Here is a 17,008-nt window from a genome sequence, read left to right on the forward strand (position 1 = left end):
GTATTCTCCAAAATTATAAGGCGACATCAGGCTTTGCAGCCCAGTATCCAGGTTTATTCGGGCAATAAGAGCGAATAACCAACACATCGGATACCGCATCGAACATCAACGCATTTTCATAGCTGATAACAGCAGCGTCAGTCCCTTCACCAATCACGCCGACATACCAACCTTGTAAAATCTGACGAGCAATTTGCTGTTGTAGTGACGACCACTGATCGGGTTCACCGGCAGGCAAGGGTTGCAATAAAGCCAGTTTCTGGTCAAAACCACCGATTTTACCCAGCAAGACCTGATAAATACGCTGGCCTACCTGTGCATTAAGCTGGCGTTTTCCGGTCAGTGCCCGGGACACCAACATGAATCGTTCCAAATTCTGCGGTGAACTTTGGGTAGATGCGGCGAAAGCATCCAGAGAGAGAGGATTCATCAGGCTACTAACCAGCCCGACACCGACATACCCCAGTAAACGACGGCGTGAAATACCGCGCACCTGAGGTATCGGAGAGAGAGTGACCGACATGTTTTTTCTCCACAAAAGAGCACGCGCGCAGTATTCATCCGTTACATTTATGGACATGCTGTTAAGAGACATGGCGTTAACAGATGCGGGTTACTGCGAGCTAAACTACCGTGCGGTTTACGCAGCAGCAGTGGCAATCTTGACTAATAATGAATGGATTCCTCGCCTTGTTGGCGATGTGAATTATAAAATGAAGATGTTAAACATTTAGTTTAGTTGTAAAGATTCGTCAAGATTATACCGCCCTCAATGAGAGGGTAAAGTTAAATGTGATGTGAGTCACATTTCGTAACTATACCGACTAATTTTTCCCCCACTCGATTAATACATCAACACGGTTAAGGACATAGGCAACTTGATCCCAAATTTTGGAGTTTTTAGTTGAGTCTTCATTACGCAAAAACGCGACTAATAGTGTTTTAACTTGTTGTAATGCGGCATTGTCAACCAACGAGTCACTATTTTGTGCAAAAAGACGCGCTAATGTTGTTGCTTGCTGTCGCAGAGCAGTAGCCACAGCACCATGATTAAGTGACGCATTCATTATTTGTGATAACACCCAAGGTATATAGAAACGGCAAAGACTCGCCTTCAGTACGTTATAATCCGTTGAGGACCAAGATGTATTTAGCCCACCGCAAAGAGTGCCATTATTTTGTGCTCTGGCACTCATTTCACAGACTCCCTTTTCCACATCGAGCACATGCATCAGTGATTCATTACCAATAAATATTGCATCTTGAGGTTTTCGTTCATTAAAATCGACAGCCAGACCAATACGCTCCCCTAATTTAGGGCCGGTTAAAGCACCACGAAAAGTCACTCTTTGCGGTTTATCATTAATATAAAAGTGCAAAACTTTATTTTCATGACCATTAACTAAGTAACGATAACCTTGATCTGGCATAAAATACCATCGGTGCGTATACATATTATAAGCGGTGCCATTATCACAGCGATATGAAATTGAGTCATCGCTATAACTACTGCGATTATAGGTGAAGGAAACGGGTGAGCCACCGTCACTCTTATTATTGACTAACGAAAGGCAGGATGCCTCGGTTAACATTCCTTCTTCATTTAATTTATTATAAGCAATCAAATATTGCGTTTCAGCATTATAGTAAACATCCCACCGTTTTTTCTCATCTGAACCCCAATAGATATTAATATCATCAAGCTCATCTAAATGATGGAAAACAGCATCACGATGCCCTACGTCATTTAGCATTTCAAACGTTTCTTTGTATTGTAGAAATGGTCTAACTGCAGATGATTTTAATTTTTCAATGTATTGATCATCAAACCATATTGTATCTATATCCATTTCATCTTCAGGATAGTAACTCCTCACTCTTCGGCCTGAGAGATGATTGACTAAACTCTCCCTGGCATTTAAATCAACATAAAATCCTTTTTCATCCAATAACAGAGGAGTACCCGTTCCCTGATTGACTAATACATTTTTCCCTTCTATTTTTTTGGGGAGCCAACGTTGACCTAGATTAGAAAAGTCACAATAAGAAAAGGTAACCTCAGCACTTAACTTATTCTTTCGTCGATCTGTCGTATGCAAGCAATAGAGATTACGGTCAAACCCTTGCCCGGTGAATGCTGTCATAATTTGCCCAGCATGGCTGTAAAATATAGATGAACTTTGCCCGTCAGCATCTGTAGGATGATGTTTTCGAGTTAGGATAATGCTGTGCCCATGGCTAATATAGTAATTATAGCCAAAATATTTTTCTGGAAATAAATCTGAATGGTAATTAAATACGATTCGTTTACTGGCTGGATATAATGTTTTTGGCAATACACGATAAGAGCTGATATCTGACATTAATCCATACTTTCTCAAATCATCAGCATTAGTATCTTGATAGAGTGATTTTGCATTTCCGGTAAATGAAAAATCACTGAATATATCGACCTGAATATTTAAGGGAATTTTAATAGAGGATATATTATTATTCCACTGACTAAATAGCCATTCATCCTCCGTATAATATGGCACACAAAACCTTTTAGAATCACTTCTTTCAACATAATTATCAGCAGAATAAAAACAGACATTGTCATCATTAAAATGATCGGACATTGCATTGAGTGAGATGAAAACTAATACATATAATATCTTACCTGATTGATTAATATCCATATTTCACCTTTAAACACAAGCAAAAATAAACATGCTTTTTTTTGCATGACCCGGTGTGTAGTGACTTACTTTTTCATCCTCTCATAGAGAGACTTAAGTGAATAGAATAATCCACAGAGAATTAACTCATTTTTTATTGACAATAAAATATAAAAACAAAAAATAGTTTTTATACTGACAAAAACATAAAACAAAAAGCCTCTGAAATATCAGAGGCTTTCATTCAATTACATAAAACTATGCTATCGAGAAAAAACGATATTTATTCCCACTCGATCGTTGCTGGTGGCTTACCACTGATATCGTAAACTACACGGGAAATACCATTCACTTCATTAATGATGCGATTTGAAACGCGACCAAGGAAGTCGTATGGCAGATGCGCCCAATGTGCGGTCATGAAATCGATAGTTTCAACGGCGCGCAGTGACACAACCCAATCGTATTTACGACCATCGCCCATCACACCAACTGAACGAACCGGCAGGAAGACCGTAAAGGCTTGGCTAACTTTATTGTACAAGTCCGCTTTATGTAGCTCTTCAATAAAGATGGCATCCGCGCGGCGCAGCAAATCGCAATACTCTTTCTTCACTTCGCCCAACACACGTACACCAAGGCCCGGCCCCGGGAATGGATGACGGTACAGCATGTCGTATGGCAGGCCCAATTCCAGACCAATTTTACGGACTTCGTCTTTAAACAACTCTTTCAGCGGCTCTACCAACCCAAGTTTCATCTCTTTTGGTAAACCACCCACATTGTGGTGAGATTTAATCACATGAGCTTTACCGGTAGCAGATGCAGCAGACTCAATCACGTCTGGATAGATAGTACCCTGTGCCAGCCACTTCACTTGCTCTTGTTTACAGGCTTCTTCATCGAACAATTCAACAAATACGCGACCGATGATTTTACGTTTTGCTTCTGGCTCATCAACACCCGCCAGTGCCGCGAGGAAACGGTCTTCTGCTGCAACATGGACAATGTTCAGACCGAATTTATCGCCAAACATCTCCAAGACTTGTTCCGCTTCGTTCAGGCGAAGTAAGCCGTTATCAACAAACACGCAAGTCAGGCGTTTACCAATAGCACGATGCAGCAGCATTGCAGTGACGGATGAGTCAACACCACCTGATAGCCCTAGGATGACATGGTCTTCACCGATTTGCTCACGCAGGCGAACAACAGCATCTTCAATGATAGTAGCCGGGGTCCACAATGCTTCACAGGCGCAGATATCCAGAACAAAACGTTCTAACAAGCGTTGGCCTTGCTTGGTATGGGTCACTTCAGGATGGAACTGTACACCGTAAAAATGTTTTTCTTCGTTGGCCATAATGGCAAACGGGCAGGTATCCGTGCTGGCAACCGTCACAAAATCAGATGGGATTGCCGTGACTTTGTCACCATGGCTCATCCAAACATCCAGCACCGCTTCGCCGGCTGGATTGATAGCATCTTTGATATCACGAATCAGTGCACATTCAGTTTTAATTTCAACCTGTGCATAACCGAACTCGCGCTGATTAGAGCCTTCAACTTTGCCGCCTAACTGGGTTGCCATGGTCTGCATGCCGTAGCACACACCTAATACCGGCACACCCGCAGTGAAAACATAATCTGGCGCGCGCGGGCTATCATGCTCCGTGGTGCTTTCAGGGCCACCAGAAAGAATGATACCGCTTGGATTAAACTCACGGATCTGGGCTTCGGTCACGTCCCACGCCCATAGCTCACAATAGACACCGATTTCACGAACACGGCGCGCGATTAACTGGGTGTATTGCGAACCGAAATCAAGAATAAGGATGCGATGTTTATGAATATTTTTTGTCATGTGCGGCATGTTCCACAAGTTTTTAATAAAATAATTGAAAGCATTCCCGTGGCATAACCAAGAACTTGGTTAGCGCCCGCAGCACAGTATGCGCAATTGACACCCAGCCAATGAGCAATACGAGCAGCGGGCGATGTCCATATTCGCCGGTTTACGCCCCTGAAATTAGCCCATGCGATAGTTTGGTGACTCTTTAGTAATCGTCACATCATGCACATGGCTTTCTTGAATACCTGCACCACTGATGCGAACAAACTCAGCTTTGGTGCGTAATTCATTGATGGTGCCACAGCCGGTCAAACCCATACATGAACGCAGGCCTCCCATTTGCTGATGCACAATCTCTTTCAACAAACCTTTATATGCCACGCGCCCTTCGATACCCTCTGGCACCAATTTGTCGGCCGCATTATCGGTCTGGAAATAGCGGTCTGAAGATCCTTTGGACATAGCACCCAAAGAACCCATACCGCGATAAGATTTGAATGAACGCCCCTGATAGAGTTCGATTTCACCCGGAGATTCTTCAGTACCTGCCAGCATGGAGCCGACCATCACACAGGACGCGCCTGCTGCAATGGCTTTAGCAATATCGCCAGAGAAACGAATACCGCCATCGGCAATCACCGGGATCCCAGTACCTTCCAATGCTTCAACCGCATCAGCAATAGCCGTTATCTGTGGAACACCAACACCGGTCACGATACGAGTCGTACAGATTGAACCAGGGCCGATACCCACTTTAACTGCGCTAACACCCGCATCAGCCAAGGCTTTAGCCCCTGCCCCAGTCGCGACATTACCGCCAACAATTTGCAGGTTAGGATATTTAGCACGAGTTTCGCGGATACGTTGCAGAACGCCTTCAGAGTGACCATGAGATGAGTCAATCAACAAAACATCGACGCCAGCAGCAACCAGAGCATCGATACGCTCTTCATTACCCGCACCGGCACCAACCGCAGCACCGACACGCAGACGGCCATGCTCGTCTTTACAAGCATTAGGTTTGCGCTCTGCTTTTTGGAAGTCTTTTACAGTGATCATGCCGCGCAGATGGAAGCTATCGTCCACAACCAACGCTTTTTCGACACGTTTTTCATGCATTTTTTGCAGAACAACTTCGCGAGCTTCGCCTTCTTTAACCGTAACCAAACGCTCTTTCGGTGTCATAACCGCCGTCACGGGTTGGTCCAGATCAGTAACAAAGCGAACATCACGGCCAGTAATGATCCCAACCAGTTCGTAATCTTCGGTCACGACCGGATAACCGGCAAAACCATTACGGGCGGTCAGTTCTTTAACTTGGCGGAGAGTGGTGGTTGGTGTCACTGTTTGTGGCTCGGTAACAACGCCACTTTCATGTTTTTTCACCCGACTGACTTCTTCAGCCTGGCGCTCAATGGACATATTTTTGTGGATGAACCCTAAACCGCCCTCTTGTGCCAGCGCAATGGCCAGACGAGACTCGGTTACGGTATCCATTGCTGCGGACAGCATAGGGATATTCAGGCGGATAGTTGCAGTCAGTTGAGTACCAAGTTCTGCCGTATTAGGCAAGACTGTGGAGTGGGCTGGAACCAGGAGAACGTCGTCAAATGTTAGAGCTTCTTTCGCGATACGTAGCATGGGCAATATCTCACCAAGGTGAATGTAAAAAGATAAAATATTGCCGTGGCATTATACAGAGCGTAATCGGTTGCCTCCAGCACTTTCTCATTATTTTTCTTGCCAAGCAGTTTGAGGCAGGTAATATCGATCAATTAAGTGCTTGTTTAAAAACTTGATCCAGGTCACATGTCACAATCTTCTGCGCCATCAATTTTTACTGTCAGCCGCCTGAATCAGACGGTGCGACAACTGCTGGAAATGGAAATGGGCCTGATTTGGCTCACTGCCGAGATTTCCAACTTCTCGCAGCCTTCGTCTGGTCACTGGTATTTCACCTTGAAAGATGACCGGGCGCAGGTGCGTTGCGCGATGTTCCGCAACAGTAATCGCCGGACAACTTTTCGTCCGCAAAATGGCCAGCAAGTGTTGGTCAGGGCCTCAATTACGCTGTATGAACCGCGCGGCGATTACCAATTAATTGCAGAAAGCATGCAACCCGCCGGTGACGGATTACTGCAACAACAGTTTGAGCAACTTAAACAGCAACTCGCCGCTGAGGGGCTTTTTGACCAGAGCCACAAGCAATCACTGCCTAATCCGGCTAAACAAGTCGGGGTTATTACTTCATCCAGCGGTGCCGCACTGCGCGATGTTTTACAGGTTTTACAACGCCGTGATCCTTCACTGCCAGTCATTATTTACCCGACCCCCGTGCAAGGCGTCGATGCTCCTGTGCAAATTGTCCGTGCGATTCAATTAGCTAACTTGCGTGGTGAATGCGATGTGTTAATCGTCGGGCGTGGTGGCGGTTCGCTGGAAGACTTATGGAGTTTTAACGACGAACGAGTGGCTCGTGCCATCTTTAACAGCCGCATTCCTATTGTCAGTGCCGTCGGCCATGAAACCGATGTCACTATTGCTGATTTTGTCGCTGACCTACGCGCCCCAACGCCTTCAGCTGCCGCAGAACTAGTCAGCCGCAACCAAATCGAGTTAGTTAGGCAAATACAGGGGCAGCAACAGCGAATGGAAATGGCGATGGATTACTATCTGGCGCAACGCAGCCAACAATTCACTCGCCTTGAGCACCGGCTCCAACAGCAGCACCCGCACCTGCGCCTTGCTCGCCAACAGACGCTTTTGTTGAAGTTGCAACGCCGGTTGGAAGAGAGTGCACAAGCGCAGATTCGCCAGTTAAGTCGACGCACTGAACGCCTTGGGCAACGTTTGGTTCAGGTTCAGCCGCAAAACCAAATTCACCGTTATAACCAACGTGTACAGCAGCAGGAATATCGTTTACGTCAGGCATTAGAACGCCAACTCAATGGCTATCGCCAACGCTTTGGCATCGCCTGTTCGCAATTGGAGACGGTCAGCCCATTGGCGACACTGGCCCGTGGCTACAGTGTCACGCAAACCCCTGAGGGCACATTACTCAAAACCACCAAGCAAGTGCAGGCTGGCGATAAGTTAACGACCCGATTGCAAGATGGTTGGGTGGAAAGTGAAATCACTCACATCAATGTGGCAAAAAAAACACGTCAGCGTAAAGCAGCAAAATAACGCCAAACCGCCCGGCGTTGTCATTCAATAAAAGCCCTGCCGGCTATCACACCGTCGGCAGATAGCTAAAGTGGACGCGGCTTTTCGAAATCAGCCCATGACCCTGCTGACAAAAATAATCAACCGCACCACAAGCTTTCAACACTTGCAGCGGTTTGCCACAATCAGGGCAATCCGCCTGCTGCTGATAGTTGCCATGACAGTTAGAACAATGAAAGTGATCACTCACTTGCACCATAACCTGTTGGCAAACTGGACATAACGCTTCCATAATTTCTCTCCTAGGTGTTTGTCAAAATTTACATCACGCCCAATGAACGTAAGAAATAAATCCCCAGTGCTGTAGTGAAAAATGACCCCACAGTAGTGAGAGCGATAATGTTCGCAGCCAATACCGCATTCCCTCCCATCGCCCGAGTCATGACATAGCTACCTGCGGCGGTTGGCGTCGCAGAAAAGAGGAAAATAATCCCTAAGGTTGCACCACGGAACCCCATCAGTAAACCACCCAGCGTCATTAAGATAGGCACCACAAATAGTTTTGCTGTTGAGGATAACGCCGCTACATTGGAGGAGCGGAACATGGCATGCCAATCAAGGCTTGCTCCGGTACAGAGCAATGCCAGTGGAAGTGCCAAGGCTGAGATATAACTGCCAGTTTGTGCAATCACTTGAGGAATAGGTAAATAGGTTCGAGCATAAACCACACCACACAGTAAACCAATAATCAGTGGGTTAGTGACAATACTGCGCAACAGTGCCAATTTACTGATTTTCCCACCCTGCCCAGTTTGCAAGCTGCGGGTCAGCGTTATAACTGACAACATATTGAATAATAGTACAGTCACTGTCAGATACATTGACCCCAGCGCCACGCCTTCATCACCATAGGCGGTCATAGCGAACGCTAACCCCATAATCGCTGTATTGGCCCTAAAACCGCCCTGCACAAACACGCCGCGTTCTCTCGGGTCTTTGACTAACCACTTAGCTGCAACCTCAAGCAATAAAAAGGTCACTAAGGTGCCAACCGCGCCATAGATAGCCAAAGGCAAGTTATCCATCAGATTGACGTGATTGGTGGCAACGCTGAAGAACAGCAGACAGGGAAGCGCCAAATTGAAAACTAACTTGGTTGCACCATCGCAGAAACGGTCATCCATCAGACCAAAGCGCCGTAATAGCACACCGAGCAACATCATCAATAAGCTGGGGACGGTGACACTAAACGCAAAACTCCAGGTTTCCCAAGACATGGCTGACGTTCAACTCCTTTTGTTTACCGCTAAGTGGTTCAGAATGTAGATTAGCCAAAAATGCAAAAAGCGCGGAATACCCGCGCTTTGCTGTTATTACTTCGCTTTTTTCAGATGCGACATCAAACGTTTACGCTTACGCATCTGGTTTGGCGTCAAGGTATTGCGCTTACCTGCAAACGGGTTCTCACCCTCTTTAAACTGAATACGGATTGGCGTCCCCATCACTTTCAGTGAACGGCGGAAGTAATTCATCAGATAACGTTTATAAGAATCTGATAAATCAGTCACCTGATTGCCATGGATAACCACGATAGGTGGGTTATAACCACCGGCATGCGCATATTTCAATTTCACACGACGGCCACGCACCAATGGAGGCTGATGATCTTCTTCTGCCATTTGCATAATGCGGGTCAGTAAGGAAGTCCCCACACGCCGGGTAGAACAGTCATAGGCTTCCTGTATAGATTCAAACAGGTTGCCGACACCACTACCGTGCAAGGCAGAAATGAAGTGAATGCGGGCAAAATCAACAAAGCCAAGGCGCAGGTCAAGCATATCTTTAACCTGTGTGCGGGCTTCTTCTGTCATGCCATCCCATTTATTGACCGCAATAACAAGTGAGCGCCCACTATTGAGAATAAAGCCTAACAGAGACAAATCTTGGTCTGAAATACCATCACGGGCATCAATTACCAACAGCACCACGTTGGAATCTTCAATTGCCTGCAAGGTTTTAATGACCGAGAATTTTTCAACCGCCTCAGTAATCTTGCCGCGCTTACGCACACCCGCTGTATCAATCAGAATATATTCACGTTCATCGCGAGTCATCGGAATATAAATGCTGTCACGCGTGGTGCCCGGCATATCATAAACCACCACACGATCTTCACCGAGGATACGGTTAGTTAGTGTGGACTTACCTACGTTAGGACGCCCGACGATTGCCAGCTTAATTGGCAGACTCAGCGGATCAAAGTCATCCTCTTCATCTTCAGGAATGGTGTCTTCTGTCTCTTCCTGTGCAGCCCAATAGGCGGCATTGGCTTCTTCTTCAGTTAACTCAGCTTCTGGCTCTTCGGCGTCCATATAAGGCGCCATAACATCTTCAATCAGTTGAGTCACACCACGACCATGGGAGGCCGCAATTGCATGAACTTCACCCAAACCTAATGAATAAAAATCGGCTGTGGCAGTATCTGGGTCAATCCCATCAGTTTTGTTGGCCACCAGAAAAGTCGCTTTCTCACGACTACGCAGATGTTGGGCAATACCCTGATCCGCAGGCATCAATCCAGCACGTGCGTCCACCATAAACAGAACAATATCGGCTTCTTCAATCGCTAATAACGATTGACCCGCCATTTTGGTTTCGACACCGTCCTCTGTGCCATCAATACCACCGGTATCAATAACGATAAACTCATGACCCTCGACCTCGGCACGACCATATTTACGGTCACGCGTTAGCCCGGGAAAATCCGCGACTAACGCATCTCGGGTATGCGTTAAGCGGTTAAATAGTGTGGATTTACCCACATTCGGGCGCCCGACCAGCGCGATGACAGGTATCATTGTTGAAGCCTCATTACTTAATTTTCAAATCATTACAGCGCTGTACCAACACTTCAACAGCGCAGTTTTTAGAAGACAAACGGCCCCTGAATCTCAGGAGCCGCTTAAATTCCTTCATCCGTGACTTTACGTTTTGACGTATTATTGGCCCTAACGAGGCCCTAAGTCAGGATTAACGGGTGAACGCGTATACCGTGCCGCCTCTCGCCTGAACCAGTAATTTATCGCTTGCAACGACTGGTGCACTCAGGAAGCCGGAGCTATCAACGCTCTGTTGAGCAACAAAACGGCCATCATCGGTATTCACCCAGTGCAGATAACCTTCGGCGTCACCGACAACCAAATAACCATTATACATCACTGGCGCAGTCAAGTTGCGATGTAATAAATCGCTTTGACTCCAAAGGGTTATACCGCCATCAGTTTTCAAGGCGACAATGCGGTCATTCTGATCGACCAAATAAATGCGGCCACCGTCGACGATGATGTCATTAACTGACCCCATCTCGCGTTTCCACAGAATCTGACCAGAGCGCAGATCCAATGCCGTCAGGTTACCGTTGTATGCCAATGCATAAACAACACCATCAACCACAACAGGCGTCGTATCGACGTCATTTAGGCGGTCAATTTCAGTTGTCCCGGTCACCTGAGAAATACGTTGCTGCCAGATTAACTGACCTTGCTCCATCATCACAGCACTGACACGGCCATTATCGCCACCGACAATCGCAGCACCGAATGCAACCGCAGGTGCGGATTCACCACGTAAGGATAATGCTGGAGTATCCAGATTTAACGTCCACTTGATGGCGCCGTCAGATTCATTCAGCGCTTGCAGCATGCCATTTGAGGTATGGACCAGCACCACACCATCGCTGACCACTGGGCGTGATAATGCTTCGCCTGCAACCACGGTTTGCCATGCCACTTGACCATCGTCTGAGTTCAATGCATAAACAACCGCTTTCTCACTACCTACATAGACATGCGCACCTGAGGCTGTTACGCCACCGGATAACATTGCCGAGCGGTTACTGGAGAGGAAGTTAGTTTTCTCAGACAGATCGGTTTGCCAAATTTGCTTACCCGTATCGGCTTCCATGGCCTTTACCAGACCTTTACGGTCAGCGGCAAAGACAGATGTTCCCTGCCAAGCTGGGCGCAGATGAGAGTAATAGTCACCCACTCCACCACCAACAGAAGTGCTCCACACTTTGGTTGGTGTGAATTGGTTTTCAACTTTTGGCAGTGGCGACATGGTAACCACATCTTCTTCACTGTTGAACAGTGAACAACCGCTCAATAGGGCAACAGATACCAGTCCTACTAAGAGTGTTTTACGCAATTGCATGGGAATACCCCTTAGCTGGACAAATTATTCAATTTCATGCGCAACAAGGCTTGCAGCGCCTGAGAAGCATTTGATTCGACGCCTTTACTGTAAGCTGCCCGTGCACCTGCGGTGTCACCTTTGCTTAATAATGCATCGCCACGAACATCTTGAGCCATTGCTGTCCAACCATCACCTTTCACTGCATCCAGCGTTTTCAATGCTTCGTCTGGCTTTTTCAATTGCAGTTGCAAACGAGCAAGACGGAGATTGATCAATGACAGTAAGTTTTCATCTTGTGTCTGACCTAATGCTTGAGTCAGTTGCTGTGCGGCTTTATCGAACTCATTTTGTTCAACAAAATGATGTGCCAGCTCTAACCCGGCAAGCACGCCGTAGTTATTTTTATTGCCCTGAACAAATTTTTCAGCGAGAGCAACACCATCAGCGCTATTGGCTGACAAAGCATCGCTGGCTTGCTGATAGGCAGAGGAGGCTTCCGTCATGGCAGTATTTTGATGACTTTGCCAATAACGCCAACCCACTAATGCACCAATCCCGAGCACCACACCCACGGCCAGCGCTTTACCATTCTCACTAAAGAAACGGCGCACTGCATCAACCTGGTCATTTTCAGTGGTATAGACTTCCACGGTGTCTCTCTCCTTAACCCAACATCAAAGCCAGACGCGCAGCAACATCAGCTTGCGCCAGCGTTTCTTGTTCACCATTCCGCAAATCTTTTACGACCACTTTCTGTGCAGCCACTTCACTTTCGCCAAGCATTAAAGCGACGCGTGCGCCCCACTTATCAGCGCGGGTAAATTGCTTTTTGACATTACCGCCGCCGTAATTAGTCATCAACTTCAGCGTTGGCATGGCATCACGCAAATGTTCAGCCAGTAACATTGCCGCACTTTGAGTATTTTGACCAGACGAGATGACATATACATCAACCGTTGCAGGCACTTGGAAGTCAGGATTGACCGCTTGCACCAGCAGAACCAGTCGTTCAAGCCCCATAGCGAAGCCTACTGCTGGTGTTGCCCGACCGCCCAGTTGCTCAACCAGACCATCATAGCGCCCACCAGCACAGACAGTGCCTTGTGCGCCTAAGCTGCTAGTAACCCACTCAAATACTGTGCGATTGTAATAATCTAGTCCACGAACTAAACGTTCGTTGACGGTATATGGGATACCGGCCTTGTCCAAAAGTTCACACAAGCCTGCAAAATGCTGTTTGGACTCTTCATCCAGATAATCAGATAACTTAGGCGCATCATTAAGCAGCAACTGAACATCAGGATTTTTGGAGTCCAGCACGCGCAATGGGTTGCTGTACATGCGGCGCTTACAATCTTCATCCAGCACGTCAACATGTTGCTCAAGAAAGGTCACCAACGCCTCACGGTAATCTGCCCGCGCGTCCAATGATCCAATAGAGTTCAGTTCAAGTTGCACATGCTCAGAGATCCCTAAAGCACGCCACCAACGGGCACTCAATAGAATCAACTCGGCATCAATATCAGGCCCTTGCAGCCCGAAAACTTCCGCACCCAACTGATGAAACTGGCGATAGCGGCCTTTCTGTGGACGCTCATAGCGGAACATCGGGCCAACGTACCACAGACGTTGTTCCTGATTGTACAGCAGACCATGTTCAATACCGGCGCGTACGCACCCTGCGGTCCCCTCTGGGCGCAGTGTTAGACTTTCGCCATTGCGATCGTCAAAGGTATACATCTCTTTCTCAACCACGTCGGTAACTTCACCGATGGCGCGCTTGAATAACGGGGTCTGCTCTACAATCGGCATGCGGATTTCGCTGTAACCGTAGCCTGCCAGCACTTGCTTTAAAATGCTTTCTATACGCTGCCATACTGCCGTTTCGGCTGGCAGGTAATCGTTCATACCACGAATGGCTTGAATGTTCTTTGCCACGTCTGTTCTCTGTAGTTTTATACCCGATTGACCGGATATTGCAGCACTGTAAGCAACAATATCAATGACGTCGGGCATAGTGCAAAAAATAAAGCCGATTATAGAGGCTTGCCGTCTACATATTCAATGGCGACAATTTGTAACCTCTTACTGGCGCAATATAAAGCGGGCCACGCCCGCTTTTTTCATTCCTACCGATAACACTGCATCAGCAATGCTTACTTGTCATCTAATTGATTGATAGTAATCCGATTATTTGCATCAAGCATGGATGCTTTAGCACGAATTTTAGCTTCCAACTGATCAATCATCGCTTTGTTATCAAAGCGTTCTTTTTGACGGACACCGTCTTCGTAGAAGCCACTCTGATTACGTGCGCCAGTCACACCAATGGTTGAAACCAGTGCTTCACCCGGCCCGTTAACTACACAGCCAATGATCGAGACATCCATCGGAGTAATCAGATCTTCTAACCGCTGTTCCAGCGCATTTACGGTGCCAATCACATCAAATTCTTGGCGAGAACAGGTTGGGCAGGCGATAAAATTAATGCCACGGGAACGAATCCGTAGCGATTTAAGAATATCAAAACCGACTTTAACTTCTTCAACCGGATCCGCCGCCAGCGAAATGCGCAAAGTGTCGCCAATCCCTTCGGATAATAACAGCCCCAAACCAATAGCAGATTTAACTGAGCCACTGCGTGCGCCGCCCGCTTCAGTTATCCCTAAATGCAATGGGTTATTAATTTGCTTGGCTAACAAACGGTAGGAATTTACCGCCAGAAAAACATCGGAAGCTTTTACGCTGACTTTAAACTGATCAAAATTGAGGCGGTCGAGGATGTCGACATGACGCATCGCGGATTCAAGCAGGGCTTCCGGCGTAGGTTCGCCATACTTTTCCTGAATATCTTTTTCCAGCGACCCGCCATTGATACCAATACGGATGGGGATGTTGTGATCACGAGCACTGGCAACGACCTCACGAATACGAGATTCGTTACCAATATTGCCGGGGTTAATTCGCAAACAATCGACACCGTATTCCGCTACTTTCAGAGCAATACGGTAGTCAAAGTGAATATCGGCAACCAGCGGAACATTCGACTGCTGTTTGATCAACTTAAATGCCTCAGCCGCATCCATGGTCGGTACTGAGACTCGCACAATATCCACGCCAACACGTTCCAATGCCTTAATCTGGGCAACAGTCGCATCAACATCAGTGGTTTTGGTATTGGTCATCGATTGCACAGCAATCGGCGCACCATCGCCAATAGGCACTTTACCGACGTAAATCCGGGTAGATTTACGTCGGATAATTGGGGATTCGTTATGCATTCCACACTCTCCTTTACAGTCGTGTAGTTTTCGCAACCCGCAGTCTATCAAAGCTGCAATAGCAGTTTGTCAGCACCACAATGTTGTTTATCAAAAACACAATATTACTCTACACCGACAGTCAGGCGGGCTACGCGATTAGCCTTAATAAACTTACTCAGATCTACGGGATTCCCTTGATAAGTGATCGTTAATGCACTTGGTGCACCAATAGTCAGCTTATAGGGTGATTTACCGGATAGATTGAGGGTCGCGCCCCCTTTTTGAATACCGCTAAATAATGTCTTTCCGCTCGCATCAACAACCTGTAACCAACAATCCGCTGTAAAGTTCATGACTAATGAACCCACAGATGATGCAGCACCGTTCACCCCAGCATCTGCCGTTGGTAAAGGTGGTTGCGCGGTGGATACCTCAGGCAAAGGTGCCTGGCTTGGAGAAACAACCACAGACTCCGCTGGAGTTGTTCCTTGAGAGGCAGTTGTGTCGGTTGGGTTATTCGCCGCATCCACAGGTGCCGCACTGTTCGTCACAGGTGCAGTACCGTTTGCTGTTGGAGTAGAAGGCGGGTTATTCACAACCGGGACATCCGTCGAGGATGCCGCCGAGTCACTATTATCATCAGCTAGCGGCACAGATTGGCCACCATTTTGCGACAGTTGGGCAGAAGATTGATCAGCCATAGTGGCTATCTCCGCTTGCTGCGCCTGATGATTTTGCCACCACCATGCCCCTGTCAGACCGAGCACAACCAACACAATAAGCCAGGTGAAACTCATCAACCAGCCATCACGTTTTTTATGCTTTTTACCCAATGAGAAACTTTGCATTGGGGCGACCTTAGCCGCTCTGATTGGAGCCTGCTTTGCCAGCATGGGCAACAGTTCATCTTCAGGAAGATGAACCAGTTTAGCGTAAGAACGAATGTAACCACGGTGGAATGTTGAGGCGAGATTAGCTTGTGCTTTATCCTCCTCAATATCACGGATTGTGGATACTTTCAGACACAGACGTTCTGCAACCATCTGCTGAGTTAACCCGAGTGCTTCACGGGCTTGACGCAGGCGCACACCTGTCGTCTCTGGAACAGTTTGATCTTGGGAGGCTTCAGTATTCATTAGCTAGAAAATGCTGGTACTGTTTGGATTGTGGAAAACTTCGCGCAAGCTGCTTGCCATAGCGTTGTACACTATCTTGACGGCCTGCTAGCGCGGCGAAACGAATTTGTAGCCATAAACTTTCAGCACTGGCTGGAAGTACATGTTGATAAACATCCAGTAATAGTTGCGCCTGAGCGCGATTCCCTTCTCCAAAATGCCGTTGAGCTTCTGCAAGCAGTGGCTCACCTTTGTCCGGATCATACTTCAATGCCCGACTCAAGAGAACTCGAGCCTGATCATTTTGATTCGCCCGCAAAAAGCAATATCCCGCGTTTTCCAGACTATCTGCAACCTGACCGTAATCAGGCGACAGCACCGCTGCGCTAAACTGTTGTTGAGCCGGTACATACTGCCCTAAACTACACAGAAACGCACCGTAATTATTCAGTACAGTGCCATTTCCCGGTGCCAGTTTCATCGCTTGTTGATAACGCTGCTCTGCCGCATCATTTTCACCAATGCGTTGCTCATAAAAAGCCATGCCCAATTGAGCGCGATAATCCTGTGGATCCGCCGCTACAGCCTTCTCAAGATTCTGCCGCGCAGCATTCAAATCACCTTGCGCCAGATATTCTAAACCCAGTTGTAACCGTGTTTGCCCTGCGGCAGGTTGACTCACGTTTTCCGGAGGTGAACCGGAACAACCAGCCAATACCGTTGTGATTAGGCAAACTCTCCACAGTTTTGTCAGCTTCATGC

Annotated in this window: 15 protein-coding genes; 2 read left to right on the forward strand and 13 right to left on the reverse strand. The window is 47.2% G+C overall.

The window, feature by feature from the left end:
* Positions 1-13: 13 nt before the first annotated feature.
* Positions 14-523: a sugar dehydrogenase complex small subunit gene (locus tag HUZ92_RS12620; RefSeq protein ID WP_050140674.1), complete on the reverse strand. Its 510-nt coding sequence runs from the start codon at positions 521-523 to the stop codon at positions 14-16.
* On the opposite strand from HUZ92_RS12620, the gene HUZ92_RS12625 reads away from it, so the two are divergent.
* Positions 513-734, forward strand: coding sequence for a hypothetical protein (locus HUZ92_RS12625; protein ID WP_164908354.1), 222 nt, complete (start codon positions 513-515; stop codon positions 732-734). The genes HUZ92_RS12620 and HUZ92_RS12625 overlap by 11 nt on opposite strands.
* Positions 735-824: 90 nt before the next feature.
* Here the strand turns inward: HUZ92_RS12625 and HUZ92_RS12630 are convergent, their stop codons facing one another.
* From HUZ92_RS12630 to guaB, 3 genes are all read right to left on the reverse strand, one after another.
* Positions 825-2,681 (reverse strand): hypothetical protein, encoded by a 1,857-nt coding sequence (locus HUZ92_RS12630; RefSeq protein ID WP_145579818.1) that lies wholly within the window; start codon positions 2,679-2,681, stop codon positions 825-827.
* 262 nt (positions 2,682-2,943) lie between these two features.
* A complete protein-coding gene (guaA, locus tag HUZ92_RS12635) occupies positions 2,944-4,521 on the reverse strand; it encodes a glutamine-hydrolyzing GMP synthase (protein ID WP_050101380.1) in 1,578 nt (525 codons plus the stop codon).
* A gap of 165 nt (positions 4,522-4,686) precedes the next feature.
* The gene (gene guaB / locus HUZ92_RS12640; protein ID WP_050101379.1) at positions 4,687-6,150 is read right to left on the reverse strand and encodes an IMP dehydrogenase; all 1,464 of its coding nucleotides are present in this window, start codon (positions 6,148-6,150) and stop codon (positions 4,687-4,689) included.
* A gap of 168 nt (positions 6,151-6,318) precedes the next feature.
* On the opposite strand from guaB, the gene xseA reads away from it, so the two are divergent.
* Entirely contained in the window at positions 6,319-7,695 is a 1,377-nt protein-coding gene (gene xseA, locus HUZ92_RS12645) for an exodeoxyribonuclease VII large subunit (RefSeq protein ID WP_145579819.1), read from the forward strand.
* 46 nt (positions 7,696-7,741) lie between these two features.
* Here the strand turns inward: xseA and HUZ92_RS12650 are convergent, their stop codons facing one another.
* From HUZ92_RS12650 to pilW, 9 genes are all read right to left on the reverse strand, one after another.
* Positions 7,742-7,966: a zinc ribbon domain-containing protein gene (locus HUZ92_RS12650; RefSeq protein ID WP_050101377.1), complete on the reverse strand. Its 225-nt coding sequence runs from the start codon at positions 7,964-7,966 to the stop codon at positions 7,742-7,744.
* Positions 7,967-7,994: 28 nt separating this feature from the next.
* Complete coding sequence (locus tag HUZ92_RS12655; protein WP_050101376.1) at positions 7,995-8,951, reverse strand: AEC family transporter; 957 nt, start codon at positions 8,949-8,951, stop codon at positions 7,995-7,997.
* Between the two features lie 96 nt (positions 8,952-9,047).
* Positions 9,048-10,532, reverse strand: coding sequence for a ribosome biogenesis GTPase Der (der, locus tag HUZ92_RS12660; protein ID WP_050101375.1), 1,485 nt, complete (start codon positions 10,530-10,532; stop codon positions 9,048-9,050).
* Between the two features lie 172 nt (positions 10,533-10,704).
* Complete coding sequence (gene bamB, locus HUZ92_RS12665) at positions 10,705-11,886, reverse strand: outer membrane protein assembly factor BamB (protein ID WP_128451383.1); 1,182 nt, start codon at positions 11,884-11,886, stop codon at positions 10,705-10,707.
* An 11-nt stretch (positions 11,887-11,897) separates the two neighbouring features.
* A complete protein-coding gene (locus HUZ92_RS12670) occupies positions 11,898-12,518 on the reverse strand; it encodes a YfgM family protein (protein ID WP_050101373.1) in 621 nt (206 codons plus the stop codon).
* A gap of 13 nt (positions 12,519-12,531) precedes the next feature.
* A complete protein-coding gene (hisS, locus tag HUZ92_RS12675; protein WP_050101372.1) occupies positions 12,532-13,806 on the reverse strand; it encodes a histidine--tRNA ligase in 1,275 nt (424 codons plus the stop codon).
* 218 nt (positions 13,807-14,024) lie between these two features.
* Positions 14,025-15,149, reverse strand: coding sequence for a flavodoxin-dependent (E)-4-hydroxy-3-methylbut-2-enyl-diphosphate synthase (gene ispG, locus HUZ92_RS12680; RefSeq protein WP_145525458.1), 1,125 nt, complete (start codon positions 15,147-15,149; stop codon positions 14,025-14,027).
* 104 nt (positions 15,150-15,253) lie between these two features.
* Complete coding sequence (gene rodZ, locus HUZ92_RS12685) at positions 15,254-16,267, reverse strand: cytoskeleton protein RodZ (RefSeq protein ID WP_050101370.1); 1,014 nt, start codon at positions 16,265-16,267, stop codon at positions 15,254-15,256.
* Entirely contained in the window at positions 16,257-17,006 is a 750-nt protein-coding gene (pilW, locus tag HUZ92_RS12690) for a type IV pilus biogenesis/stability protein PilW (RefSeq protein ID WP_050101369.1), read from the reverse strand. Before pilW ends, rodZ begins: the two co-directional genes overlap by 11 nt.
* Positions 17,007-17,008: the final 2 nt, after the last annotated feature.

It is taken from the genome of Yersinia vastinensis (genome assembly GCF_902726565.1).
In the GTDB taxonomy this organism is placed as follows: Bacteria; Pseudomonadota; Gammaproteobacteria; order Enterobacterales; family Enterobacteriaceae; genus Yersinia; species Yersinia vastinensis.

Coding starts and splice junctions, on each gene's coding strand:
- HUZ92_RS12650 (WP_050101377.1), bottom strand. CDS start 7,966: ATGGAAGCGTTATGTCCAGTTTGCCAACAGGTTATGGTGCAAGTGAGT.
- pilW (WP_050101369.1), bottom strand. CDS start 17,006: ATGAAGCTGACAAAACTGTGGAGAGTTTGCCTAATCACAACGGTATTG.
- rodZ (WP_050101370.1), bottom strand. CDS start 16,267: ATGAATACTGAAGCCTCCCAAGATCAAACTGTTCCAGAGACGACAGGT.
- guaA (WP_050101380.1), bottom strand. CDS start 4,521: ATGACAAAAAATATTCATAAACATCGCATCCTTATTCTTGATTTCGGT.
- bamB (WP_128451383.1), bottom strand. CDS start 11,886: ATGCAATTGCGTAAAACACTCTTAGTAGGACTGGTATCTGTTGCCCTA.
- HUZ92_RS12655 (WP_050101376.1), bottom strand. CDS start 8,951: ATGTCTTGGGAAACCTGGAGTTTTGCGTTTAGTGTCACCGTCCCCAGC.
- guaB (WP_050101379.1), bottom strand. CDS start 6,150: ATGCTACGTATCGCGAAAGAAGCTCTAACATTTGACGACGTTCTCCTG.
- xseA (WP_145579819.1), top strand. CDS start 6,319: ATGTCACAATCTTCTGCGCCATCAATTTTTACTGTCAGCCGCCTGAAT.
- ispG (WP_145525458.1), bottom strand. CDS start 15,149: ATGCATAACGAATCCCCAATTATCCGACGTAAATCTACCCGGATTTAC.
- HUZ92_RS12630 (WP_145579818.1), bottom strand. CDS start 2,681: ATGGATATTAATCAATCAGGTAAGATATTATATGTATTAGTTTTCATC.
- der (WP_050101375.1), bottom strand. CDS start 10,532: ATGATACCTGTCATCGCGCTGGTCGGGCGCCCGAATGTGGGTAAATCC.
- HUZ92_RS12620 (WP_050140674.1), bottom strand. CDS start 523: ATGTCGGTCACTCTCTCTCCGATACCTCAGGTGCGCGGTATTTCACGC.